The sequence below is a fragment of the Delftia lacustris genome, from assembly GCF_040267515.1.
In the GTDB taxonomy this organism is placed as follows: Bacteria; Pseudomonadota; Gammaproteobacteria; order Burkholderiales; family Burkholderiaceae_C; genus Comamonas; species Comamonas tsuruhatensis.
Map to the genome: position 1 here is coordinate 4,066,529 of NZ_CP141274.1, position 24,249 is coordinate 4,090,777.

Sequence of the window (24,249 nt, forward strand, 5' to 3'; positions counted from 1 at the left end):
TCACTCTCCCGCCAGCGCGCGCACCGGGTCCAGCCGCGCCGCCGTCTTGGCCGGCATGTAGCCGAACACCAGGCCCGTCACCACGGCGCAGGCAAAGGCGCCCAGCATGGCGCGCACCGAAAACACCACGGGCACGCCCGCCACGATGAGCACCACGCCCACGGCCAGCCCGGCCAGCAGGCCCACCGTGCCGCCCACGAAGGTGACCAGGCTGGCCTCGGTCAGGAACTGGCGCAGGATGTCGCGCTGGCGCGCGCCCGTGGCCATGCGGATGCCGATCTCGCGCGTGCGCTCGCGCACCGTCATCAGCATCACGTTCATCACGCCGATACCGCCCACCACCAGGGAGACGGCGGCAATCAGGCCCAGCATCACCGCCATGCTCTGGCGCGTGGCCGCCTCGGCCTGGATGCGCGCGGCCGCGTTGCCGATGCCGAAGTCCTCGCGCCCGCCGTGGCGCGCCAGCAGCAGCTTGCGCATGGCCTCCTCCGCCTCGTGCACCACGTCGGAGGACATGGCCTCGATCACCACATAGTCGGGCTGGGTCTGCGACTGGTAGACGCGCGCCCGGCCCGAGCGGTAGGGAATGAAGACCATGTCGTCATAGTTCTGCGCGCCCGAGTCCGCGCCGCGCTCGCTCATCACGCCGATGACCTCGAAGGCCGATGTACCGATGATCAGCTGGCGCCCCAGCGGGTTGGGCGTGTCGGGGAAGAAATGCTGGTGCGCCTTGTGGCCCAGGACCACCAGGGGCGCCAGGTCGCGGTCCTCGGCCTCGGTGTAGTAGCGGCCCTGGGCCACCTTCCAGTGGTGCACCAGGGGCATCTCCTCGCTGGCCGCGAACACGTAGATCTGCTTGTCGGCCTTGCCGTAGCGCACGGTGATGGGGTCGCCGATCACGGGCATGACGCGCCGTATCTCGGGCAGTTCACGCACGGCGGCCAGGTCTTCCTCGGTCATCTGCCCGGCCGGCCCGCCCGTGGCCGGCGGCTTGCTGCCCATGTAGAGGATGGCCGTTCCCATGGTCCCCATCTGCTCGACCACCTTGCGCCGCGCGCCCTCGCCAATGGCCAGCATCACGATGACCGAGGCCACGCCGATGACGATGCCCAGCAAGGTCAGGCTGGTGCGCACGCGGTTCATGCGCATGCCGCGCCAGGCGCTGCGCGCGGCCTCGAACAGTTCGGCCAGCCAGGGCGCACCGGCGCTGCCGCGCTGCGGCGTGAGCGGCAGGGCAGCGGCGCCCGCATTCGCCGCATTTGCCGCATTCACCGCCTTGGCTGCATCGTCGCGCCGGCTGTCGCTGGTGATGCGGCCGTCGCTGATCTCGATCACGCGGCGCGCCTGGGAGGCCACCGCGCGGTCGTGGGTGATGAGGATGATGGTGTGGCCCGCGTCGGCCAGCTCGCGCAGCAGGGCCATGACCTCGGCGCCGCTGTGCGAGTCCAGCGCGCCCGTGGGCTCGTCGGCCAGGATGATCTGGCCGCCGTTCATCAGCGCGCGCGCAATCGACACGCGCTGCTGCTGCCCGCCCGACAGCTGGTTGGGCCGGTTGCCCAGGCGCGAGCCCAGGCCCAGGCGCTCCAGCAGCGCACGGGCGCGCCGCACGCGCTCTTCCTTGGGCAGGCCCGCGTAGATGGCGGGCATTTCCACGTTCTCGCTGGCGCTTTCGCTGGCGATCAGGTGGTAGCCCTGGAAGACGAAGCCGAAGGCCTCGCGCCGCAGCCAGGCCAGCGCGTCCGAGTCCAGCGTGGCCACGTCCTGGCCCTGGAAGTGGTAGCTGCCCTCGCTGGGCCGGTCCAGGCAGCCCAGGATGTTCATCAGCGTGGACTTGCCCGAGCCCGAGCTGCCCACCACGGCCACGAACTCGCCCGCGCGAATCTCCAGGTCGATGCCGTGCAGCACGGTGACGGCGGGCTGGCCGCTGTCGCCGCCGCCGTAGTGCTTGGTGATGCCGCGCAGCTCTATCAACGGTGCGGTCAGCGGCGCGCCGGCCTGCATGCCCTGCGCCATCACCATTGCAGCCACCGCGGGCCACGGTCCAGAGGCGTCTCGCCGACGATGACGCGCTCGCCTTCCTGCAGGCCCTCCAGCACCTCGGCCTGGTGGCGGCTGCGCACGCCCAGGCGCACGGTGCGCTGCTCGGGCTGACCCTTGGCGTCCAGCACGCGCACGGTCTGCGTGCTGCCTGCCTTCTCGGCCTTTTCTGCCTTGTCGGCCACGGCCATCAGCGGCACGGTGAGTGCCTGCGCGGCCTGGCCGGTGACGAAGACCACCTGGGCCGTCATCTGGGGCATCAGCTCGGCGTCCTCGTTGTCCACATCGAACAGCACGGTATAGGCCACGGCCTTGGTGGCGGGCGCAGGCGCCTGGCCCGCATTGCCGCCGGCCGGCGCCTGGCTGGTAGAGGGCGAAGGCAGCACCTGGCGCACCTTGCTGGACCAGCGCCGGGGCCTGGCCTGGTCGGCGCCGCCCAGCGTGGTGAAGTACACCGGCATGTCGTCGCGCACGCGGCGCACGTCGGCCTCGGACACTTCGGTCCACACCGTCATGGCCGACAGGTCGGCAATGCGCAGGATGTTGGGCGTCTGGTAGGTGGCGTTCAGCGTCTGGCCTTCGCGCGCCTCCACCGACACCACGGTACCGGCCATGGGCGCGTAGATGCGCGTATAGCCCAGGCGCGCCTCGTCGGCCTTGAGCGTGGCCTGGGTCTGGTCGATCTGGGCCTTCAGGTGCTCCATGCGGGCGCCGGCTGCGGCCAGGTTGGCTTCTGCGGTCTGCAGGTCTTCCTCGCGCGTGGCCCCGTCGCGGGCCAGCTGGCGCTGGCGCGTGAGCTGCTGCTCGGCCAGCTTGCGCAGCGCCTGCTGCTCGGCCAGCTGGGCGCGCAGGCCCGCCAGCGAGGCACGCCCCGCATCCACCGTGGCGCGCTGCACGCTGGGGTCGATCTCCACCAGCAGCGCGCCCTTCTCCACCTGGGCGCCGGGCTCCACGCGCAGCCGGGTGACCTGGCCCGACACCTGGGCGCCCACGTCCACATAGCGGCGCGGCTGCAGCGTGCCGATGGCCGTGACGGTGGACTCGATATCGGTGCGCGCCACGGTCTCGGTCTGGTAGGCCACGGCAGGCCGGCTGGACCACCAGGCGGCCGCGCCCCCGGCCGTCGCCAACAGGACCACCGCCACGGCGATGGCTTTCCAGCGTTGCTGCGTGCGCGTCATGCTTGCCTCCCGACCACACACACCCCGAACTGGAACGAAAGCAGGAAACTCATCTGAAAAACCCCGTAATGCCGAAACTGAAAACAATCCACGCCAAATCCGCCACGGCAAGCACGCCAGCCAACCAGGCCAGCCGCGCCGCCCAGCGCGCATGGGCGCTGATCAGGGCCACGGCCATCAGCGCGCCGGCGGACACAAAGCCCAGCCAGGCCACCGTGCCCACCGTGCCGCCCCAGCCCGAGACAACGGGCACAAGGGCCAGCGCCAGCAGCGCCGTGCCCAGGCCGCGCAACTGCGGGCCACGGCGGGCCGGCAGCTCGTGCGCGCCGGTCAATTGTTCGTAGTGGCGGTCCATGGCAAAGGCCAGGGCCGCCATGCCTGCAAAGGCCAGGGCCAGTGCGGCCAGGGATGCGTGCAACGTGCTCATGCCTGCACCTCCGAGGGGCCGGCTACGGCGGCCTGCCCCTTGGCCGCCTTTTGCCTGGTGGCGGCACCCTCGCCGCGCCGCGCCAGCCAGCGCCAGGCCCAGGCGGCCGCCAGCCCCGTGGCCAGGCAGAACAGCTCCACCCCGGCGCTTTCCCAGTCGCCCTCCAGCATGTGGGCCGACAGCGGCTCGCCCACGGTGATCCAGTTGAGCAGCGGCAGCAGCAGGCACAGCATGGCCAGCAGGCCCATCTGCTGGCGCCAGGCCGTGGCTGGCGCGCAGGCCAGCGCATGCACCAGCGCCAGGCCCCACAGCCCGAAGAACACGGCCAGCTCCCAGTCAGCGCGGTGCGCCAGGCCCACGGGCACCAGGCGGTTGGCCCACAGGTAGCCGATGCAGCCCAGGCCCAGCCCGGCGATGGCCGCCACGTTCAGGCCCTCGATCAGCCGGTACACGCGCGCCGTGGCGCTGCCGAACTCGCCCTGGTGGCGGCTGCGGCGCTTGACCATGAAGAGGATGGCGCCCGTGGCCATCATGGCCGCGCCCGCCAGGCCGCACAGGAAGTACAGCCACTTCATGGCCAGCCCGCCGAACTTGACCATGTGCAGCCCGCCCATGACCGCCTGGGCCAGCGAGGGGGCGCCGCCGTCGGCACCGCCGGGCAGGCGTACCTGCAGCACCTCGCCCGTGGCGGCCGAGAACATGGCCATGCCCGAATTGGGGCTCAGGCGCTGATGCGCACGGTCATCGCTGTTCCAGCCGTAGACGCCGATGCGTGCCGAGGCATCGCCGGGATGGTCGATGACCACCGCGCGCACCGCCTGGCCCATCAGCTCCTGGCCGCGCCGTGCAAAGGGCTCCAGATCGGGCACCGCCAGGGGCTTGCCGGACAGCGCGGGCGGCCCGGCCTCGTTCATGTCGGCGATGAAGGCCGTGCGGGCGGCCTGGTCCGTGCCATAGACCGTCCAGACGCCAACAGGCATGAAGCTCAGGCTGGAGATGGCGATGCCGGTATAGGCAATCATGAACTGGAAGGGCAGCGTCAGCACCGCCACGGCGTTGTGCGCGTCCAGCCAGCTGCGCTGGCCCTTGCGTGCGCGAAAGGTGAAGAAGTCCTTGAAGATGCGCTTGTGCGTGATCACGCCGCTGACCAGGGCCACCAGCATGGCCATGGCGGCAATGCCGATCACCCACAGCCCCACCTGCCCTGCATGCAGTTCATAGTGGAAGTCCACGAAATGGTTGCCGCCCATGGTGGCGCGCGCGGCGCCGTGGCCGTGGCCGGCCCCCATTTCCTCGCCCGTGGCGGTGTCCAGCTCGGCATCGGCGTACTGGCGGTTGGCGTCGAACCAGTAGACACGCAGGTCGCCACCGCCCTTGTCGTCGGACGGCCAGATCTCCCACATCTGCGCGCCCTGGTGGTGCTTTTGCATATAGGCCGCGCCCCAGGCCAGGCGCTGGCCCAGGTCCGCCCCCTGCCCGGCCGGCGCGGCGGCGCGCGCTGCCGCCTCGGCCGCCTCCTCGGCATGGTGCTCGGGCGTCATCCAGTGCGTGATGGCTTCCTGGAACACGGCCAGCGAACCCGTGAGGAACACCGCGAACAGCAGCCACGAAAACCACAGCCCGCACCAGGTATGCAGCCAGGCCTGGGCCTGGCGGAAACCGCCCGTGGCAGCGCCGCTGCCGGGGACCTTGCTGATCTGCGCCTTGGCCATCTCAGCCTCCCGCGCCATTGCGCGCCAGCAGCAGCGCGGCGCCGCCCATCAGCGCCGCAGGCACCAGCAACCCCAGCCAGACCCGGCCCGCCGAAACCGGCGAGAACGCCCAGATCACCGCCAGCGCGTGCAGCGCAAAGCTCCACTGCATGCCGGCGATCACGGCATCGACACGCGCGCCGGGCAGCGCAGCGGCCAGGAAGGCCGCCAGCGCGCTGGCCAGCGCATAGCCGCCGAAGACGGCGGCCAGCAGGCGGGACAGGACAAGCAGGCCCGGATGGACGGGCCTGTCGGCCTGGGTGATATCTGCAGGATCAGCGGGTTGGGATTGGGGCATGTAATGGGTATTCGGATAAGCACAGGAACGCACGAATGCGTGCAAACAAGGGGCCAAAACGGATGCCGTGATGCGGCGGCCTCAAGGCCCTCCTCATACATGACAAACGAGATCGAAAAAAAGGCCAGCCGCAATGGTTTTCGCCATTGCGGCCAGTGGCCTGGGTCGGACTGGGGTGGGCCCTCCTGGACCCCGCCCCGGCCCTCAGAAGGTGCCGCGCAGCGTCAGCACCGCATTGCGCGGCTTTCCATAGAAATTGCCGCCGCTCGCATAGCCCACGGTCTGGTAGTACGTCTTGTCAAAGATATTGTTGAGATTCAGGGAAACCGTCCAGCGCGGATCGATCCGGTACTGCACCATCGCATTGATGACCGAATAGCCGCCCTGGGTGAAGTTGTAGCGGCCGACTTCATTCCAGTCGGCGTCATACAGCGTATCGCGCACATGGTGCTTGCTCTGGATATGGGCGCTGCCGCCAATCTTCCAGCGCGACAGCTCGCCCGGCAGCACATAGGCCGTGGACAGCTTGAGCAGATGGCGCGGCGTGATGCTGCTGTAGGGCGCATCCTCGGTCTTGTCGCGCGTGGTGGTGTAGGTGTAGCCGGCCGCGATTTGCCAGCCCGGGCGCAGCTCGCCGCCGATCTCGGCGTCAAAGCCGCGGCTGGTCACCTTGCCCTGCGGCAGAAAGCAGCAATTGCCCGACCATTCCTCGTGATTGCTCGGATAGCGCGTATCCGTCACCGCCGTGCCCGTGCGCACCACGTTGAAAAGGCTGAATGTGGCATTGAGCCGGCCATCGGCCAATTCGCCCTTGAAACCGGCCTCATAGCTCTTGCCCTTGACCGGGTCCAGCGAATTGCCCGGAGGAGGCCCCGACTTGGACAGCGCCTGCGGCTTGAGAATCGAGGAATAGCTCAGATACGCCGACCATTGGTTGTTCAGGTCATAGATCACCCCGCCATACGGCGTGAACTTGGCCGGCTCGGAAAAGCGGCTGCCCGATGCCAATTCCCACTGGCCCGCCGCATTCAGCGACTCATAGACCTGGTTGAAGCGGTACTTGGCATAGCGCGCGCCCACGATCACATGCAGGCGGTCCGTCGGATGCAGGCGCAATACGCCATAGCCGCCCGACTGGTCCTGGCCCCAGGGGTTGTAGCGGCGCGAGATCTCGCCGGCCGGCGCGGGGCGCCAGGCGCCGGGGTTGTAGACATCGATGGGCTCCACGCCCGTGGCATCGGTGGAATAGCCCACGTTCCAGAAGCTCTCCACCTTCTGCCGGTCCATGCCCAGCAGGATCTCGTGCGTGCGCCCGCCCAGGTCGAAGCTGCCGGCCAGGCTGGCGTCCAGCACGGTCTGCCGGTTCTCGTAGAGGTAGTGGCCGCCGCCGTTCCAGTTCACGCCCAGGCCGGTTGCGGGGTCCAGCGCGCCGTAGCCGAACACCGTGGAGCCGTCATAGCTGGACTTGCTGCGGGTCAGGTTGAGCTTGCCCTTCCAGCGCGCGGAAAAGCGGTGCTCCAGCGCGCCGAACAGCTCGCTGTTGTCCTTGCGGCCCGTGGCCCAGGGCTGGGTGAAGCTGGTGTGGCGCGGCAGGCCGATATCGCTGCCGTCGCTGTAGCGCGGCACGTCGCCGCCGCCATCGCCGCGCGTGCGGATCTTGCTGCGGCTCATGCCCACGGTCAGCAGGGTGTCTGGCGTCAGGTCCGCCTCGACCACGCCGTAGAACTGGGGAGCGCGCGTGTGCTTGATGTCCACGAACTGGTCCGTGTCCTGGTAGGACAGCACGGCCCGGCCGCGCACCCGGCCATCGAGGGCCAGCGGCCCCGTGGCATCCACCATGGTCTGGTAGTTGTTCCAGCTGCCGATGGACTGCTGCACCACGAAGCGCGGCTCGGCCAGCGGCTTCTTGCGCACGATGTTGATGATGCCGCCCGGATCGCCCACGCCGCCCAGCAGGCCCGAGGCGCCGCGCATCACCTCCACGCGGTCGTAGAAGTCCATGCTCTGGTTGACGCTGTAGGTGTACTGGGCGATGTTCAGCGGCGCGCCGCCGTCGATCTGCATGCTGTCGATCTGGAAGCCGCGCGAATAGAAATAGGTGGAGTCGAAATTGATCTGGCTGGTGGTGATGCCGGGCGTGGCGGCCAGCGCGTCGCGGATGTCGGTCATGCGGCGGTCGTCGAGCTGCTGGCGCGTGATCACCGACACCGATTGCGGGATCTCGCGGAACGACTGGTCCGTCTTGGAGGCGATGCTGGTCACGCGGCTGGTGTACGAGCCCGTGCCCTCGGTCGTGCCGTCGATGGCCCGGCGCGCGCTCACCCGCACTTCGGCCAGCGTCTTTTCGATGGCGGCGACGGGCTGCACGGTCAGCGTGCCCTCTTGCACATGGCCCTGCAGGCCGCTGCCGGCCAGCAAATCATCCAGCGCCTGGCGCAGCGGCAGCTCGCCCCGTACGGCCGGCGCCTGCCGCTGGGCGGCCAGCGAGGGCGTGAACACCAGCTGCAGACCGGCCTGCCGCGCGAACTGGTCCAGCGCGCTGGCCAGCGGCTGCGCCGCTATGTCGAAGCGCAGCGTCTGTGCGGCCGGCTGGGCCAGCGCCGCCTGCAGCGGCATGGCCAGGCCCAGGCAGAGCACGGCATGGGCCAGCGGATGGAGGGCGGCGCGGCAGGCGCCCGAAGAAGGGAAAAGCGGATGCATGGAAATCGTCCTTGGCAGTGATGGAAGGGACCCACAGGGATCACTGCCATGACGACTGGCCAGGAAAACTCCTGAAAAATAATGTGCGCCCCGCTGCCGTGCGCATGCAGTTGCTCTTGCCACCGTCACGCCTCAGCCCGCCGCGGCCACCAGCAGGCCGCCATCGGCCTGCCTGCGCACCTGCACCGGCAGCGCATGGGGCAGCGCCCGCACCCAGGCATGGGCCTTGGCGATGCGCACGCGCCCGCTCAGGGGCAGGCGCGCGGCCTCGGGCGTGGCCTGCAGGTCGAACGGCGCATAGCGTGACAGCCGCGCCAGGGCCTCGCCCAGCGTGGCATCGGCAAACACCAGCTCGCCATGCCGCCAGGAGGCTGCCTGCCCGGCATCGCCCCGGGTCTGGGTGGCCACCGTGCCTTCAATGCGCAGGCCCTGGCCTGCAGACAATTCATAGAAGCGCCCGCCATCCGCGTCGGATTGCACGCGCACACGCCCCGACTCCACCTGCACCGTGACCCGCTCCTGCCCCTGGGCGCCCGTGGCCAGTTCCACGCCGAAGCGCGTGCCCAGCACGGTGACGCGCACGCCGCCGGCCTGCACGGTGAAGGGCCGGTCCTCGTCCCGCTCCACCTCGAAGAAGGCCGCGCCCTGCGTCAGCTGCACCACGCGCCGCGTGGCGAAATACTCCACCTGCGCGCTGCTGAGCGCGTCCAGCAGCAGGCTGGAGCCATCGGGCAGGCCATGGCGCACCTGCTGGCCGCGCAGGCTGGACCAGCCGGCCTGCCACTGCACATGCGTGTCGCGGTAGTGCCGCCATTGCTGCCAGCCCAGGCTGCCGCCCAGGCCGAAACCGGCCACGCCCAGCAGCGCGGCCAGGCTGCGCCGCCGACCCGCATGTCGCGCAACGGCGCTGCCGGGCCGCGTACCGCGCCAGCGGTGCAGCGCATCCTCTATGCAGGCACTGGCCTGGATCAGGTCGCGCTCCACGGTGTTGAGGCTGACGCCCAGGCGCTCGGCAATCTCGGGCTGGCGCTCGCCCTGCACGCGGTGGGCGATGAAGGCGGCCCGGCAGCGCTCGGGCAGGCTGTGCAAGGCGGACTCCAGCACGGCCAGCGCCTGGCGGTACATGACGGAGTCGGCCACATCGGGCGCATGGCTGGGCGCCAGTTGTTCATGGACTGCCGCCTCGCCCAGGTAGCGGGCATGGCGCTGGCGGCGGCGGTGCGCATCCAGCGCCATGTGCTGGGCCATCACGGCCAGATAGGCCGTGGCGTCGCGCGGCATCTGGGCCGGATTCGCGGCCCCGGCCAGGTCTGCGGCCTCGGCCGGGGCGCTGCGCGCGTGTTCCGCCAGCCGCAGCCAGGTGTCGTGCACCAGGTCGCCCGCCTCCTCGCGGCTGCCCGTGCTGCGCGTGGCGGCACGCACCAGGTCGGCATAGGCCCGGTCAAAGCCGGAAAGCAGAGCGCGGGTGAAGGAGGCGGACAAATCCATGGGGCTGGATCATAACCGCGCAAAGAAGAATCATTCTCAATAAAAGCAATGCATGCCGGGCTCTTTCAGCGGTTCCTGGGCCATCCCTGAAAGGCCGCGATCGCAAGGTGCAACGGGCCGCCAAGCGACTTTGCGCACGCCGCACGCGCTATCATCCGCACCAGCCCCCTGTTCCGGGGCCGGTGCTTCAAAACACCCATTTAGTAAGCGGTGCTGCCTCCCCGAAAGCGAGGCCTTGTCACGTCTGGATTCCGGGCTGTGGACGCTCGTCCACGCCCCTGCGGTTTCGGGCGGGATGGGGCTACCCGTAAGGGCGTCCGCACATCTTGCTGTGTGTTTTGAACATCCCGTCCACCTGTTTCGTGCTTCAAAACGCGGAGTCGGTGGTTTCAGTCTCAGTAAGGAGCACGGAAACATGACTGCCGTTTCTCTGGCACTCGCCTGCGCGCCCTCTTTTGGCGCCGCCCCTTCCACACGGAGGGCCCAGGCATGAACCCCGCCCAGCCCAAATCCGCCACGGACAGCCACAGCACCCGGCAGCTGTCCAATGCCCTCACCCAGGTGGACCATCTCGTGCAGCAAGGCTGTGCAGAGATTTCCTCCATCGCCCAACTCGCCCTGGCATGGCTGGAGACGCCCAAGGGCCATCGCCACATGGACGTGGTGGCCCGCGCCCTGCAAAGCATCCGCGACAGCGCCGAGACACTGGCCGACTACGCAGGGACCGAGGCCCAGGCCATGGGCTGCGGATTCGAAGACGCGGCCGAGATGCGCCGCGCCGAAGCGGCCGAGGCGGCTGCCAAGGCCATGGCGCAACTGCTCGACTGCCGCACCCATGAGCCGGTGCGCCCGCAGGGCTGAGGCATGGCCATGGACAAGGAGAAGGACAAGGGCACCCCCAGGACACAGCCCCCCAGCCTGCACCAGTTGACCAGCGCCATCACCGAGATCCACAGCAGCGTGCAGGAAAACTGCACCGAGATCTCGGCCCTGGCGCAACTGGCCCTGGCGGCAGTGCATGCACCGCAGGAGCACCACAGCCAGCAGGCCCTGGCCCATGCGCTGCGCGCCATCCGCGACAGCGCCGACCTGCTGGCCGGCCATGTGAAGGTGGAGGCCCGGCGCGTGGTGTGATCCGCCGCAAGGCCGCTGACTGCACAACGGCGGCCCGAACGCCTGCGCCGCCGTCCTCAGAAGCTGCCGCGCAGCGTGAGCATGGCGTGGCGCGGTGCGCCATACAGGTTGTTGCTGAACGTTGTGCCCAGGGTCTGGTAGTAGGTCTTGTCGAGCAGGTTGTTGATGTTCAGCGTGACCGTCCAGCGCGGGTCGATGCGGTACTGCACCATGGCATTCCACAGCGCGTAGCCGCCCTGCGTGAAGTCAAAGGGCACGGACGTGCCCGCCGCCGACAGCGCCGTGCCGCTGACGTAGTGCGTGCTCTGGATCTGGGCGCTGCCGCCCACTTTCCAGCGCGACAGCTCGCCCGGCAGCGTATAGGCCGTGGACAGCTTGAACAGGTGGCGCGGCGTGATGCTGCTGTAGGTCTTTTCGGTGCTGCGGTCGCGGGTGTTGTTGAAGGTGTAGCCCGCTGCCAACTGCCAGCCGGGCTGCAGCTCGCCGCCCAGCTCCATGTCGAAGCCCCGGCTGGTGACCTTGCCCTGTGCCAGGTAGCAGCAGTTGCCGCTCCAGCGGCTGTTGCTGGTCTCGTAGCGCGGGTCCACCACGGCCGTGCCCGTGCGCTCCACATTGAAGAGGCTGAAGGTGGCGTTCAGCCGCCCGTCCATCAGCTCGCCCTTGAGGCCGGCCTCGTAGCTGGCGCCCTTGACCGGCGGCAGCGAGGTGCCCGGCGCCGGGCCGGCCATGCTCAGCGCCTGCGGCTTGAAGATGGACGAATAGCTGGCATAGGCCGACCACTGGCTGTTCAGGTCATAGATCACCCCGCCATAGGGCGTGATCTTGGTGGGTTCCTTGAACGGCGTGTTCGACCAGGGCGTGCGGTTGCCCTGCGCATCCAGGTTCCAGATCGACTGCTGGAAGTCGTAGCGGCTGGCGCGCGCACCCAGGATGAGGTGCAGCCTGTCCGTGGGATGCAGGCGCAGCACGCCATAGCCGCCCATCTGCTTTTGGCCCCAGGGGCCGTAGCGGGTGTTGAAGTAGGTTTCCGTGGGCGGCGTCCAGATGCTGGGAGCAAACGGATTGCTGGCCACGGTGCCGCTGCCCGTGAAATTGGCGCTTTGCCAGAAGCTTTCCACGCGCTGCCAGTCCGCGCCCAGCAGCAATTCATGCGTGCGGCCCATGAGCTGGAAGGGACCGCCCAGGCTCAGGTCCACCACCTCCTGCGTATTGCCGGACTGGATGTGGCCGCCGCGCCAGACCGCACCCGCCAGGGTCTGCGGGTTGATGGCGCCGCCCATGTAGACCCAGAAGCGGTCCAGCTCGGTCTCCACGCGCGAGACGTTGAGCTTGGCCTTCCAGCGGTTTTCGAACTTGTGCTCGAGCTGGGCGAACAGCTCCTTGGTCTCGTAGTCGTAATAGGCCCAGGGCTGGGTGAAGTTGGTGTGGCGCGGCAGGCCCAGGCTGCTGCCATCGGCAAAGCGCGGCAGGCCGGCATAGTCGCCGTTCTCATGGGTCTTTCCGTAGCTGCCGCCCACGGTCAGCAGGGTGTCTGGCGTGAGGTCCGCCTCCAGCACGCCGTAGAGCGAGGGCTTTTCGCTGCTGCGCAGGTCCATGTAGGAGTCACCCTTTTGGTAGGACAGCACGGCGCGGCCGCGCACGCGGCCGTCGTCGGCCAGCGGCGCGCTGGCATCGAGCTCCACGCCGCGCCGGCTCCAGGAGCCGGCCGACAGCGCGGCCTTGAACTGCCGCTGGGCCAGCGGCTTCTTGCGCACCAGGTTGATGATGCCGCCCGGATCGCCCACGCCGCCCAGCAGGCCCGAGGCGCCGCGCATGACTTCGACGCGGTCGTAGAAGGCCATGTCCTGCTGCGGCGAATAGGTGTAGGCGCCCAAAGCCAGCGGCGCGCCGCCGTCGATCTGCATGCTGGTGATCTGAAAGCCGCGCGAATAGAAGTCGCCCACGGTATTGGCCACGACCACGCCGGGCGTGAGCTTGAGGGCCTCGGTCACATCGGTCACGCGCTGGTCGTCGAGCTGTTCGCGTGTGACCACCGATACCGACTGCGCAATCTCGCGGAACGACTGGTCCGTCTTGGAGGCAATGCTGGTCACGCGGCTGGTGTAGGAGCCCGTGCCTTCGGTCGTGCCGTCACCGGCGCGACGCGCGGCCACGCGCACCTCGGCCAGCGACACCGCGCGCGGGGCAACGTCTGGCGCCCGGGCATCGGGCACGGCGCGCTGGCGCAGCACATAGCCGCCTTGCGGCTGCACCGCCGCCTCCAGCCCCGTGCCCTGCAGCAGCGCGGCCAGGCCGGCCTGCGCGGTGTGGCTGCCCTGCAGCCCCGGGCTGCGCAGGCCCTGGACCTGGTCCTGGGTGAAGGACAGCAGCAAACCCGAGTCGCGCCCGAATCGGTTGAGCGCGTCCTCCAGCGTGCCCGCCGGAATCTGGTAGCTGCGTGTGGCTGCTGTGGCGGCCGTGGTGTTGACGGAAGGCGAAGGCGCCTGCGCCCACAGGTTGCTGCCCAGCCCCGCGCAGGCCAAAGCCAGCAACAGGCCACGGGACGGGACGACGGAGGGGCGCAAGGCGCAGGGAAAGCGCCGGGGCGCTGCGGGATATGCCATGGTGTGCGAAGGACTGGGCCTGGAAGGAAAGGACAAATGGATGGATGGACGAATCGATGGGCGGGCCCGGCATGGCAAGCCCCCCCTCTTCCTCCATGTCCCGCGAGTTCTCGAAACAGACCACCCCGGGCGCAGATTTCTTCAAAAAAGTGCGCAGATCCCCCTCAAACCCCTGCCGCCTTCTTGCCCACCACCACCTCGCGCCAGCCCCACCAGCGCGTCATGGAGCGCAGCTCCAGTCCCGGCAGCGCACCGATCACGGCCAGCACGCGCGGCACATCGGCCAGCGGATAGGTGCCTGAGATGCGCAGGTTGGCCACTTCGGGCTCGCAGGCCAGGGCCGCATCGCTGTACGGCTGCAGCGCCTCCAGCATCCGGGCCAGCGGCATGCCGCGCGCCACCAGCATGCCCTCGGTCCAGGCGGTGCTGTCCTCATGCACGGCGGTGGCTGGCGAGACGCCATCGGCCCGCAGCGTGGCCTGCTCGCCCGCCCTGAGCACCAGCACACTGTGGCCGGCCAGCCGGGGAGTCAGGCGCACGGCACCCTCGAACACACCCACCTGGAAATCACCATCCGCGAGCGCACGCACGGAAAACCGCGTCCCCAGGGCCAGCGCCTCGCCCGCAGTGGTCTGCACGGCAAAGGGCCGGGCGGGCTGCTCGGTGTCCTGTGCCGTGGTGACCAGCACCTCGCCCTGCAGCAGGCGCAGACGGCGGTGCCGGGGACCGTATTCGATGTCCAGCGCGCTGGCGCCGTTGAGCACGATCTGCGTGCCGTCCGGCAACGCCATCTGCCGACGCTCGCCCCGCGCCGTGCGTGCATCGGCCACCCAGCCCTGCCAGGGCAGGCGCTGCTCCAGCTGCCAGGCAATGCCGACACCAAAGGCCGCAACGGCCAGGGACCGGATCACGCGCCGGCGAGCGGAACCACGCGGAGCCAGCGCAGCCCGGGCTATCGGTGACTGCGGCGGCGCCACCAGCCCAGCCAGCCGCTGGTTGACTGCAGTGATGCGCTGCCAAGCCTGCTCGTGCAGCGGATCGGCCGCGCGCCAGGCCTGCCAGGCTTGCCATTCGCGGGCCAACTCATCGGACAGGCCGCCCTCCTGGTGCTTCAGCCACCACTCGATGGCGCTGCGCGCTACCTCGGGCGGCAGGCCGGCTCCCGGCGCCGTCATGCATCCACCGCGAAATAGCAGTGCATGCCCGCCTGCACCAGGTAGCGCTTGATGGTGGTCAGCGACAGGCCCAGCTCGCGCGCAATGTCGGCCTGCTTCATGCCGTCCAGCTGGGCCATCAGAAAGGCCCGCCGCACGGGAGCAGGCAGGCCGTCGAGCATGCGGTCGATCTCGTCCAGCGCCTCCAGCAGCAGCGCGCGCTCCTCGGGCGAGATGGCAAAGGACTGCGGCGCCTGGGCCAGCGCCTCCAGATACGCGCGCTCCAGTTGCTGGCGCCGGTAGTGGTTGGCCAGCACGCGCTGCGCCACCGTGGTCAGAAAGGCGCGCGGCTCACGCGCCTGCACAGGCTCGTCGCGCGCCAGCAGGCGCACAAAGGTGTCGTGCGCCAGATCGGCCGCCTGGTGCACATCGCCCAGCTTCTTGCGCAGCCAGCCCTGCAGCCAGCCGTGGTGGTCGGTGTAGAGCGTGGCGACTTCGCGGTGAAGGGAGGTTTCGGCGGCAGGCATGGCGCGGGAGGAGGAATGCGTGGGCGGCTGGCCCGAAATATGAGATCAATTCTCATTTGCATTCTAACGGTTGGCCTGCGCTGCGTTGCCACGGTGATGCCGACCCAGCACCCATCACCTGCTGCCTTGCGAGGTGTTGCCGCTCTCAGCCGTGGTGCTGGCCGCATCCTTGCGCACCGGCACGGCGATCTGCTCGAACACATTGCCTTCGATCACTACGTCCCTGGACTCCAGCAGGTTGATGCCGGCCTGGGGTTCCTCTTCCTTCTTCCTGAACAGCCCGCTGCGCTTCACGATGAAGCGGTTGTTGCGGATGATGGAACCATCGGCATCGCGCAGCTTGAGGATGGCGGGCAGCGGCGCCTTATCGCGCAGGTCCATGTGCACGATGAAGGTGTTGCCCTCCACCAGCGAGCGCGGGCCGTACAGGTAGACGGCGGTGCGGCCATCGACCTCGATGGTGTTGTTGCGCACCACGTTGTCGGAGCCCGCCATGATGATGGCGCGGCCGCCGGATTTGATTTGGAGGTTTTCTGCGGTGTAGAAGGTGGGTGGGGTGTAATCCCAGGGGATTTCGTTGAAGTTCTGGTTCTCGCTATTCCAATTTGTTTTAATAATTATTGAAATATCTTCCTTCATCATTTCTATTCTTTCCCTAATATTTGAATCTCCAGAAACCATTTCTACACTTATTCCCAATCTTCCAGGTGTTTCAATCTTTCCATTATGAACCTTTAGAAAACATAATTGAATCCCCTTAGTTCCAATGCCACGAGCATCTTCAAAAGGAGATCCCGATACGAGATGATTTTGCAAGTCGAGATCCACATTACTGCTTTCGAAGAACGTTAATATATTTCCGGTTCCAGCATCATTTATTGGAGACCCTCTTTGTCTACCAGATATGATGTCACGAGATTTTCGCTGAACGAAATCATGAACAACGCAGTGCTTACCAGAGCCTTTGATTGACTCTGATATTGGAACTCTCTGACCTCTATATTTCACAGCCTTGCACCATATGGGTGGAAGTTTTGCGTCAACAGGAGGGTGTTGGCTCTCGGTCCATTTTTCCCATTGCTGTTTTTCTGCATGTCCAGTCCGCCAAAAAGCTAGCAGCACAAATATTATTAAAATGCACACTATACGGGTTTGCATAACAAACTCCTTGGCAAACACACACCTGGATAGTCTTTCTCCCTACCCACTAGACCACCAAGAAAGACCTCTCTATTGTTTTCTGCTTTCTCAAAGTCATATTCCTCTGAATTTTTATCTTTCAAATCTATTTTTGTTATTTTGATCTGACTTTTATTGTCTTTCGTTAAATTCAATTTTCCCTCATTAATCCATTTATTTAGATGGTTTTGTAGCAAATCAAATTTATCTGGAGAATTGCTCCCACTCTCCCGCGTGGCATTGAATCTCTCCAGCACTTTTTCTATCTCTTTAAAACTGACCGACGGCTTGCTCCCATACCGCGTCAGAAACTCATAAACCGCCTTCTCTCCTTGCAGCGATCGATACTCCCGCTTGTCCCAATAAGGCATATCTGGATCAGGCATATTCCCCAGTATTGGCATGTCCTCGTCATAGGTGTAATCCGGCTCGGACCCCGCAAACCCATGCCCTATGCCCAGCTTCGCGCTGATGGCATCGAACGGCCGGTTGTCCTTGTCCCGGTGGCTGAAGGTGTCCAGGTAGGAGTGCAGGAATTCGCCCAGGAACTGGTATTCGGCACAGGGCTGGGCCGGGTTGCCCAGCCGGCTGGCGTTGAGCAGGTTGTTCAGTTGCGGGCTCAGGTTGCCCACCACGCTGTTGACGTTGTCGTTGGCGTACTGGGGCAGCGTGGTGCCCTTGTCGTCGGACAGCGTGAAGTGGTACCACAGCAGTTGCCGGTGGTTCTTGAAGATCGAGCCCACCGTGGTGAGGGTGTTGGCATCGTCCAGCGGCTTGGTGATGGGGTTGTCATCCACGTACTGCGAAGCCAGCGCCGTGATGCGCGCAGGTTCGTAGTCCAGGCCGGCGGCCAGGGCCAGGAAGAAGACCATGTAGTAGTGCATGTCCTCCTGGTACAGCCCGGTGGGATCGATGCGGTTGAGCGGGTCGCCGCCGGCATACAGGTAGGCATCGGGCCCGTCCGGGTAGCCCAGCGGGTCCGGCTGCAGGTAGCGGCCGCTGGCCGGGTCGTAGCTGCGGTGCCAGTTGTCGTGCAGTCCGCTTTCCTCGTCGAAGTACTGGCCCGGCAGGCGCAGGTTGAGCACGGCCTGCTGCCGGGGCAGGCTTGTGTGGCCGGCCTGATGCATGGCCGGCGCTCCCCAGGGCGTCTGGCGGGCACGCCAGACCACGCGCTGGCCTGCGTCCGTCATGGCCTGCGGACTGCCCCGGTGGTCGTTGTGGATGTGCAGCATGCGCGCCTTGCCGCTGGCGTTGTCCCGGTTGTGCGCGGATTCCAGCTTGGCGATGGGCAGGGTGCGAGTCCCCTCGCTCAGGTACAGGTACTGGCTGGTGATGCGGCCTTCGCCATCCATTTCCGCGACGAGCCGGTTGTCCTGCCACAGGTAGTGGCTGTGCGTTTGCCTGTCGCCCTGGTGCACGGTCTTGCCCACGCGCTGGCCCAGGCTGTTGTAGCGGTAGCTGGCGATGGGCCGGTCCTGGTGGTCGCTGATGCCCTGGAGCTGTCCTGCCTCGGTGTAGGTGTAGCGGTGCAACGCGTCCTGGACGGTGCGGCCCTGGCTGTCGCGCTGCACGGGCGCTGGTGCTGACGGTGCGTTGTCCTGCACCAGCCTGCCGAAGCCCTGGTAGCGGTAGTCGGTCTTGTGCAGGCCCGCTGGTGGCCACTCCTGCTCGATGGCGCGGATGCGCGGGCCCACGCCGTAGCGGTAGCGCTGGCTGAGGATGGGTGCGCTGCCTTGTGATGTGCCTTGCCCGGTGGTCTGCTGCGTGAGGCGCCCGGCAATGTCGTATTGGCGCGAGGTGGCCAGGCCATTGCCTGCCGTGTAGTGCTGCAGGCCGTTGAAGGCGTCTGTTTGGATGTCGCCGACCACCGTCTGCGCGGGCAGCAGGCGTTCGAGCAAGCCTGTGGCGCCGGCGCCCAGCCAGTGGTCGCTGGCCTGCAGCAGGCCGGCCACCCAGGCGCTTTGCAGTTGCAGCCCTTGCACGCTGGCGCCGTCGCTGGCGGGGCCGCGCCGGGTGACGAGCACGCGACCATCGGCCAGGGTGCGGCTGTGGACCCGGCCGTCCGGGCCATAGCGCGTGGCGGTGCGGTAGGTATGTTCGGCCTGGCCGTCGGGCGTGGCCAGCGCAATGGTGCGTGCCAAGGGGCGGCCCAGGGCGTCGTATTCGATGGACTCGCGCTGCCAGTTGCTGTCGATGGTCTGCAGCAGCCGGCCCTGGTAGTGCAGCCGGGTTTGCGAGGAAGAGCGACGATCTGCACCGGGCGCCGGCTCGTAGGTCTTGGACAGCAGACGCCCGCTGGGAGCGTACTGGTAGTGGGTGCTGCTGCCGTCGGCGCGGGTGTGCACCCGCAATTGATCGGCTTCGTTGTAGCGTGCGCTTTGGCGGCCATGATCGGCAAGCTGGAGCCAGACGGTGCGGCCGAAGTCGTCGTGCAGGGCCTGGCGGCGTTCGGCGGGTTGGGTGCTCCGGGATTTGCTGGTGATCTGCTCCATCGCCGCGCTGGCCGGGCCTTGCAATGCCAGCCGTACCGCCCCATCGGGCGTTTGCGACAGGCTGGCATGGAGACTGCCGTTGTCCAGCCAGCGCGTGCGGGTGTCGTCGCCATCGGTGTGCTGGAGCAGCTCGCCCGCGTCGCCGTAGGTGTAGCTGTCCAGGCGCCCATCGGGCAGCAGGCGGTGGCTCAGGCGCCCTTGCGCATTCCAGCCGTAGTAGGCCGCACGTTCGGGGAGGTCCTGGCCTTCGCGGTACAGGCCCAGCCGCTTGATGCGGCCTTCGCTGTCGCGTTCAATCTGGCCCCGGTTGCCCAGGCCATCGAGCCTGGCCTGGGTGCTGCCCTGGTAGGCCCAGGTGGTGCTGCGGCCTGCCGTGTCGATGGCCTGGCTGGGGCGGCCCAGGGCGTCGTGGCGGATGCGGTATGGATTCAGGCTCAGCTGGCTGCTGGCGCGGGGCTGGCCGTCGGCGTCCAGCAGCCAGCCGCTGGTGGTGATTTCTTCGGCCTGCAGGGCGTTGGCGGACAAGGCGCTGTAGCGCATCTGGCGCTGAAGGCGCCGCACGCCGTCGTCTTCGGTGCGGGTCGTGATGCGCCCGGCCTGGTCATGCTCCAGCGCCACGGTGGTGCCATCGGGCTGCAGCACGCGCGTGACGTGGCTGCTGCTGCGATCCCAGCGCAGCCGCGTGAGGTCGTTCTGCGCCGGGCTTCCATCGTCATAGCCTGCCAGCGAGGTGGGCAGCGGCCCGTCGATGTCCACCAGCACGCTGCGGCCGTTGATCTCGGTGTAGCGGTAGCGCGTGCTGCGCTCGATGGGCGTGGCGCCGTCCGCATTGCCTGCGGGCTGGCCCTGGGCATCCAATGGGCTGAAGCCCGTCTCGGTGATCTGCAGCGGCTGGCGGCTGCTGTTGTAGCGGATGCGGATCTGGTGTTCGTGCCCGGGCACGACGCTGGGCCGGGCGATGAGTTCGGGCGCGTATTGCTTCCAGGGGTCCTTGCCGTAGCCGTAGCGCACCTGCAGCTGCGGGGCCTGGGCTTGGCCTTGTGTGTAGGCGATGCGGTACACGGCCAGCGGGCGGCCGAAGGGGTCCAGCTCGGTGCGCGTGCCTTCCAGCGGGCGGCCTGCGGGATCGAGCCGCGTGGCGTCGGTCAGGCGCCCTTGCGCGTCGTACCGGTAGCGCATGTCGCCGGGGCCGCAGCTGGCGCAGCCCGGGCCGCGCACTTCAAGCAATCGCCATTGCCCGCCGATGGTGTCGTAGTGGTAGGTGGTTGTTTGCCCAAGGCTGTTGGTGAGGGTGTTCTTCCAGGGCTGGCTGAGGTCCAGGGTGACTTTTTCCTGCTGGCTGTCCGGCGGGCCGCGCACGCTCAAGATAGCGCGGCCGGTGTCGCCGTAGGCGTAGCTGGCGATGCGCTCGTCCATGGGCTTGCCGTCGCTGCCCTGGCCATGGACGCTGATGCCGGTGAGCAAGGTGGGGTGGCGCGGGTTCTCATAGTGGTAGTGGCGCTGGACCGGGGCTTGGCCATCGGCCGATGGGAGGCTGACTTGCACGAGGCTGGCGTTCAGCTTGGCCTGGGGCTGGGTGCTGCCGGGCAACGGTGCGCTGCCGTGGCGGTAGTCGATGCGGCCCAGCGGGGTGTCGATGGCCTGCACGCCGGTGAAGCTGCCCTCGCCCGAAGATTGGGCGTAGTGCAGGCGCAGGCTGCGGCCCTGCGGGTCGGTGACCTTGAGCAGGCGGTTGCCCTTGGCGTTGTAGTCCAGGCGGACCTGTTCGCCCGAGGGCAGGCTGATGCGGGTCAGGCGCCCCCGGTGGTTGAAGCGCAGCTCGCGCCCGTCCATCCATTGCCAGGTGTAGTGCCGTTCCTGGCCGGGCTTGGTTTCCTTGGTGCCCTTTGTATCCGTGCCTTCGATGCGCACGATGCCGTTGCCCGGCTGCTCGCTGGCGCACAGGCTGGGGTGCTCGCGCAGCTTGCTGAAGATGATGCGGGTGCCGTCGGCCTGCACGATCTGCAGGTTGGTGGGGTGGTCGTACAGGCGGGCCTCGTAGCTGAGCAGCCAGCCGCGGCCGAGCAGGCCTGGCGGCACGTAGGCCCGGCTGTAGCTGCTGTTGTAGTGGCGCACGACTTCCAGGCCGAGCACGCCTGGCAAGGCGGGCATGTCCACTTCGCGCTGGTATTTGTTGCCGTTGATGAGGTGGATGGGGTTGCCTGCGCCCTGGTTGGTGCTGCTGGAGTTGCCCTGGGTGGCGGGGCCGGCGCCGCCGCAGGGGCTGCCGCCGGGCGTGGGGGTGCAGGTGCCGCCGCCCGAGCCGCCACCGCCACCGCCGAGGTCGATGCCGCCGCCCGTGCCGGGGGCGCAGCTTTGCACGGTGGGGTCGCATTTGCTGGTGCCGCCGCCCAGGTTGGGGGCGGCAGTCGCCAGGGTGGGCGTGGCCTGGGCCAGCAGTGCGGCGAGGCATAGCAAGGCGCTGCGCAGCAGGGTGTGCCATGGGTGCATGTGAGTTTCTCCCTCGGGATTTTTAGGAATCTCGGGCAGGAGGCGGCCATGCGTCTGGCGGGGAGCTGGTGGAGGCAAGCCTGTGTCCGGGTTGTCGGTCAATCTAGGCAGCTGCGGCGTGCTTGTCTCTAGGAATAGTCTGTTTCTGCGGCCCAAAGGGAGGAATGGGGCGGAAAAGGGGCCGGCGTGGGGCTGTGGCGCAACGGAATGCGCCCCGCCCCAACGCAACCACTCAGAACTTGTAGTTCAGCACCGCCATGGCCTGGCGCGGCGTGCCGAACTGGCCCTGGCCGTCGATGTTGACGTAGTACTTCTTGTTGAAGAGGTTGTTCAGGTTCAGCTGCAGCGAGAGCCTGGGGCTGAAGGCGTAGCGCGCCATGAGGCTGGCGGTGGCGAAGGATTTCTGCTCGAAGACCAGGTCATTGCCCGCCACGAAGACGCTGGCGCGGGTGCGGCTTTGCCATTGCAGGCCGCCGCCCACGGTGAGCTGATTCCATCCACCGGGCAGGCGGTAGGAAGTGAACAGCTGGGCCTGGGTCTTGGGCGCCCAGGCGTTGATGGACAGGCCCTGGGCGTCACGCGCGACGGTGTGGGCAATGCCGGCCGACAGGTTCCAGCCCGTGGCCAGCTCGCCCGAGACCTGAGCCTCGAAGCCCTTGCTGGTCACGCCCTTGGCGCCGTAGTAGGCGAAGTCGGTGGTGCCGGGCACGACCTGGCCTTCGTCCAGCTGGGCCACGTTGTCCTGCTGGATGCGGAAGACGGACAGGGAGCTGTTGAGCCTGCCGTTGAGGTGCTCGCCCTTGATGCCGATCTCGAAGCTCTTGCCCGCCACGGGGTCCAGGTAGCTGCCGCCACGGTCGCGGTAGTTCTGGGGCTGGAAGATGTCGGTGTAGCTGGCATAGGCCGAGAAGCCTTCGCTCAGGTCCAGCACCAGGCCTGCGTAGGGGATGAAGACGTTGTGGTCGCGCACCTCGCTGAGGCTGCGCACCTTCCAGCTGCTCTGGCGCCCGCCCACGATGAGCTTGACCGGATCGGCCAGCGACAGGCGCAGCGCGCCGTACAGCGCGTCCTGGCGCGTGTGGTCCAGGCTGCTGGTGGTCAGCGGCCCCCAGGTGGGCTCGGCATAGGAGCCGTCCCATTGGTAGTAGTTGCCCACGTCCTGCAGGGGGCTGGTGCGCGCATGGCCGGCCTTGTGTTCGCGGGCACGGCTGCTGGTCAGGCCGACCACGGCCTCATGGCGGCGCCCGCCCAGTTCCCAGCCGCCCGTCACCTGCAGGTCGGCGCTGTTTTGCTGGAAGCTGTATTCGGAGTAGTTGGGCAGGGCCGCCATGCCCAGGCCGGTGGTGATGTCGGGCTGGCGCATGAGGTACAGCAGCTTGGCGTCGTAGGCGCTGTCGCGGTGCACGAAGTTGGCCTTGAGCTTCCAGTCGTTGCCGAAGCGGTGCTGCAGATTGGCGAAGATGCTTTTGTTGGTGCTGTTCCAGCGCGTCCAGTTCGCGGCCGTGGTCTTGGAGGTGCTCCAGTCGGCCGGCATGCCGTTCATGAAGACCAGCGGCAGACCGCCCCAGGTCGAGCCGGTGGGCCGGTTGGCCTGGTAGTCGGCGCCCACGCTGAGCGTGGTGTCGGGCGTGAGGTCGGCATCGATCACGCCGTAGAAGACCTGCTTGCGCGCGTGGTAGAGATCCACATGGGAGTCGCGCTCTTCGGCCATGCCGGCGACGCGTGCGCGGATGCGGCCGTCCTGCGTCAGCGGCATGGACAGGTCCACCGTGCCGCGATGGTGGTTCCACGAGCCCACGCTGGCCGAGGCCGAGCCCGTGAACACCTTGCTGTTGGCGTGCTTGCGCACCATGTTGATGGAGGCCGACGGATTGCCCGCGCCCGTGAGCAGGCCCGTGGCGCCGCGCACCACTTCGACGCGGTCATAGATGGTGGTGTCGTTGCCCGATTCGCCGTAGAACGACAGGCCGATGGAGGTGGGCACGCCGTCGTACTGCAGGTTGTCCACGTAGAAGCCGCGCGAGTAGAAGTCCGAGCGGTCGCTGTCCGAGCTGACGACATGGATGCCGGTGACGCTGCGCATGGCGTCGTTGAGCGATAGCAGGCCCTGGTCCTCGATCTGCTGGCGCGTGAGCACGCTGACGGACTGCGGCGTGTCGCGCAGCGACAGGCTCAGGCCCGTGGCCGCCGCCGTGGCCGGCGTGGTGTAGGAGCCCGAGCCTTCGGTGGTGGGGCTGGCCTGGGCAGAGGCCGTGACCAGCACGGTCCGGAGTGTCTGGGAGGACGGCGCGCCTGCCGCACCCGCAGCACCCGCCGCGCCGGAGGTGGCAGGCACCACGGGCATCTCGCGCAGGGTGTAGCCCCCACCGGCCGAGCGCACGGCCGCCAGCGGCGTGCCCAGCAAGGCGCGGTCCAGCGCCTGCTCCACGGTGAAGCGCCCGTTCACGCCGCCGCTGCGCAGCCCTTCGGTGACGGCCGAGCCGAAGGTGACCAGCACGCCGGCCTCGCGCCCGAGCTGGTTGAGCACGCTTTCGAGCGGGCCGGCAGCAATGTCGTACTGGCGTTGCTGCGAAGCACCGGCAGCCGGCTGCGCCCAGGCCTGTGCCGGAGCCAGGGCGCCTGCGGCGGCCAGCCCCGCCAGCGTGCCCGCGCACAGCACCTGCAGCGCCAGCGCCACCGGACGTAATGCCGGGGCCGCCGGGGATGGGCGGACGGTGGAGGCGGCAGTCTGCCGCATGGAGTTCTGGCGCATGGTCTGAGGGCGCATGGAAAGGCCTTGTTGCAATGG

At 67.8% G+C, this 24,249-nt stretch carries 15 protein-coding genes; 2 read left to right on the forward strand and 13 right to left on the reverse strand.

All coding sequences use genetic code 11. The annotated features are described in order from the left end of the window. The 7 genes from U6958_RS19965 to U6958_RS19995 all read right to left on the reverse strand — a co-directional run bounded on the left by U6958_RS19965 (position 1) and on the right by U6958_RS19995 (position 9,882). Positions 1 to 2,013 (reverse strand): ABC transporter permease, encoded by a 2,013-nt coding sequence (locus U6958_RS19965; protein WP_074922883.1) that lies wholly within the window; start codon positions 2,011 to 2,013, stop codon positions 1 to 3. Continuing rightward, a complete protein-coding gene (locus U6958_RS19970) occupies positions 2,013 to 3,218 on the reverse strand; it encodes an efflux RND transporter periplasmic adaptor subunit (protein ID WP_074922811.1) in 1,206 nt (401 codons plus the stop codon). Before U6958_RS19970 ends, U6958_RS19965 begins: the two co-directional genes overlap by 1 nt. A 49-nt stretch (positions 3,219 to 3,267) precedes the next feature. Beyond that, positions 3,268 to 3,645: a DUF3325 domain-containing protein gene (locus tag U6958_RS19975; RefSeq protein WP_074922810.1), complete on the reverse strand. Its 378-nt coding sequence runs from the start codon at positions 3,643 to 3,645 to the stop codon at positions 3,268 to 3,270. After that, positions 3,642 to 5,357, reverse strand: a complete 1,716-nt coding sequence (locus U6958_RS19980; protein WP_074922882.1) for a PepSY domain-containing protein — start codon at positions 5,355 to 5,357, stop codon at positions 3,642 to 3,644. Before U6958_RS19980 ends, U6958_RS19975 begins: the two co-directional genes overlap by 4 nt. A gap of 1 nt (position 5,358) precedes the next feature. After that, complete coding sequence (locus U6958_RS19985) at positions 5,359 to 5,694, reverse strand: DUF3649 domain-containing protein (RefSeq protein WP_049801421.1); 336 nt, start codon at positions 5,692 to 5,694, stop codon at positions 5,359 to 5,361. Between the two features lie 204 nt (positions 5,695 to 5,898). Next, positions 5,899 to 8,394 (reverse strand): TonB-dependent receptor, encoded by a 2,496-nt coding sequence (locus U6958_RS19990; RefSeq protein ID WP_047473137.1) that lies wholly within the window; start codon positions 8,392 to 8,394, stop codon positions 5,899 to 5,901. Positions 8,395 to 8,526: 132 nt separating this feature from the next. Next, on the reverse strand, positions 8,527 to 9,882 hold the full coding sequence (locus U6958_RS19995; protein WP_074922809.1) for a sigma-70 family RNA polymerase sigma factor: 1,356 nt from the start codon (positions 9,880 to 9,882) through the stop codon (positions 8,527 to 8,529). 489 nt (positions 9,883 to 10,371) lie between these two features. Between U6958_RS19995 and U6958_RS20000 the strand changes: the two genes are divergently transcribed. Both U6958_RS20000 and U6958_RS20005 read left to right on the forward strand, forming a co-directional pair. Continuing rightward, complete coding sequence (locus U6958_RS20000; protein WP_016450746.1) at positions 10,372 to 10,743, forward strand: hypothetical protein; 372 nt, start codon at positions 10,372 to 10,374, stop codon at positions 10,741 to 10,743. A 3-nt stretch (positions 10,744 to 10,746) separates the two neighbouring features. Then, entirely contained in the window at positions 10,747 to 11,016 is a 270-nt protein-coding gene (locus U6958_RS20005; RefSeq protein ID WP_074922808.1) for a hypothetical protein, read from the forward strand. A gap of 56 nt (positions 11,017 to 11,072) precedes the next feature. Here the strand turns inward: U6958_RS20005 and U6958_RS20010 are convergent, their stop codons facing one another. From U6958_RS20010 to fhuE, 6 genes are all read right to left on the reverse strand, one after another. Beyond that, positions 11,073 to 13,619, reverse strand: a complete 2,547-nt coding sequence (locus U6958_RS20010; protein ID WP_083393625.1) for a TonB-dependent receptor — start codon at positions 13,617 to 13,619, stop codon at positions 11,073 to 11,075. A 164-nt stretch (positions 13,620 to 13,783) separates the two neighbouring features. Then, positions 13,784 to 14,794: a FecR domain-containing protein gene (locus U6958_RS20015; RefSeq protein WP_074922806.1), complete on the reverse strand. Its 1,011-nt coding sequence runs from the start codon at positions 14,792 to 14,794 to the stop codon at positions 13,784 to 13,786. Next, positions 14,791 to 15,300, reverse strand: a complete 510-nt coding sequence (locus U6958_RS20020; RefSeq protein WP_047327597.1) for a sigma-70 family RNA polymerase sigma factor — start codon at positions 15,298 to 15,300, stop codon at positions 14,791 to 14,793. The genes U6958_RS20015 and U6958_RS20020 overlap by 4 nt, the downstream gene beginning before the upstream one ends. A 114-nt stretch (positions 15,301 to 15,414) precedes the next feature. Next, positions 15,415 to 15,942, reverse strand: coding sequence for a right-handed parallel beta-helix repeat-containing protein (locus U6958_RS20025; protein WP_074922805.1), 528 nt, complete (start codon positions 15,940 to 15,942; stop codon positions 15,415 to 15,417). A 500-nt stretch (positions 15,943 to 16,442) separates the two neighbouring features. Further along, on the reverse strand, positions 16,443 to 21,461 hold the full coding sequence (locus U6958_RS20030) for a DUF6765 family protein (RefSeq protein ID WP_350337280.1): 5,019 nt from the start codon (positions 21,459 to 21,461) through the stop codon (positions 16,443 to 16,445). Between the two features lie 232 nt (positions 21,462 to 21,693). Further along, positions 21,694 to 24,228 carry a ferric-rhodotorulic acid/ferric-coprogen receptor FhuE gene (gene fhuE, locus U6958_RS20035; protein WP_074923605.1) on the reverse strand — a complete coding sequence of 845 codons (2,535 nt, stop codon included), beginning with the start codon at positions 24,226 to 24,228 and terminating at the stop codon, positions 21,694 to 21,696. Positions 24,229 to 24,249 lie beyond the last annotated feature (21 nt).

Bases quoted from the DNA above. Each gene is read 5' to 3' on its own strand.
- U6958_RS20020 (WP_047327597.1), bottom strand. From the start codon at position 15,300: ATGCCTGCCGCCGAAACCTCCCTTCACCGCGAAGTCGCCACGCTCTAC.
- U6958_RS20015 (WP_074922806.1), bottom strand. From the start codon at position 14,794: ATGACGGCGCCGGGAGCCGGCCTGCCGCCCGAGGTAGCGCGCAGCGCC.
- U6958_RS19975 (WP_074922810.1), bottom strand. From the start codon at position 3,645: ATGAGCACGTTGCACGCATCCCTGGCCGCACTGGCCCTGGCCTTTGCA.
- U6958_RS20000 (WP_016450746.1), top strand. From the start codon at position 10,372: ATGAACCCCGCCCAGCCCAAATCCGCCACGGACAGCCACAGCACCCGG.
- U6958_RS19980 (WP_074922882.1), bottom strand. From the start codon at position 5,357: ATGGCCAAGGCGCAGATCAGCAAGGTCCCCGGCAGCGGCGCTGCCACG.
- U6958_RS20010 (WP_083393625.1), bottom strand. From the start codon at position 13,619: ATGGCATATCCCGCAGCGCCCCGGCGCTTTCCCTGCGCCTTGCGCCCC.
- U6958_RS19970 (WP_074922811.1), bottom strand. From the start codon at position 3,218: ATGACGCGCACGCAGCAACGCTGGAAAGCCATCGCCGTGGCGGTGGTC.
- U6958_RS19990 (WP_047473137.1), bottom strand. From the start codon at position 8,394: ATGCATCCGCTTTTCCCTTCTTCGGGCGCCTGCCGCGCCGCCCTCCAT.
- fhuE (WP_074923605.1), bottom strand. From the start codon at position 24,228: ATGCGCCCTCAGACCATGCGCCAGAACTCCATGCGGCAGACTGCCGCC.
- U6958_RS19965 (WP_074922883.1), bottom strand. From the start codon at position 2,013: ATGGCGCAGGGCATGCAGGCCGGCGCGCCGCTGACCGCACCGTTGATA.
- U6958_RS19985 (WP_049801421.1), bottom strand. From the start codon at position 5,694: ATGCCCCAATCCCAACCCGCTGATCCTGCAGATATCACCCAGGCCGAC.
- U6958_RS19995 (WP_074922809.1), bottom strand. From the start codon at position 9,882: ATGGATTTGTCCGCCTCCTTCACCCGCGCTCTGCTTTCCGGCTTTGAC.
- U6958_RS20025 (WP_074922805.1), bottom strand. From the start codon at position 15,942: ATGATGAAGGAAGATATTTCAATAATTATTAAAACAAATTGGAATAGC.
- U6958_RS20005 (WP_074922808.1), top strand. From the start codon at position 10,747: ATGGCCATGGACAAGGAGAAGGACAAGGGCACCCCCAGGACACAGCCC.
- U6958_RS20030 (WP_350337280.1), bottom strand. From the start codon at position 21,461: ATGCACCCATGGCACACCCTGCTGCGCAGCGCCTTGCTATGCCTCGCC.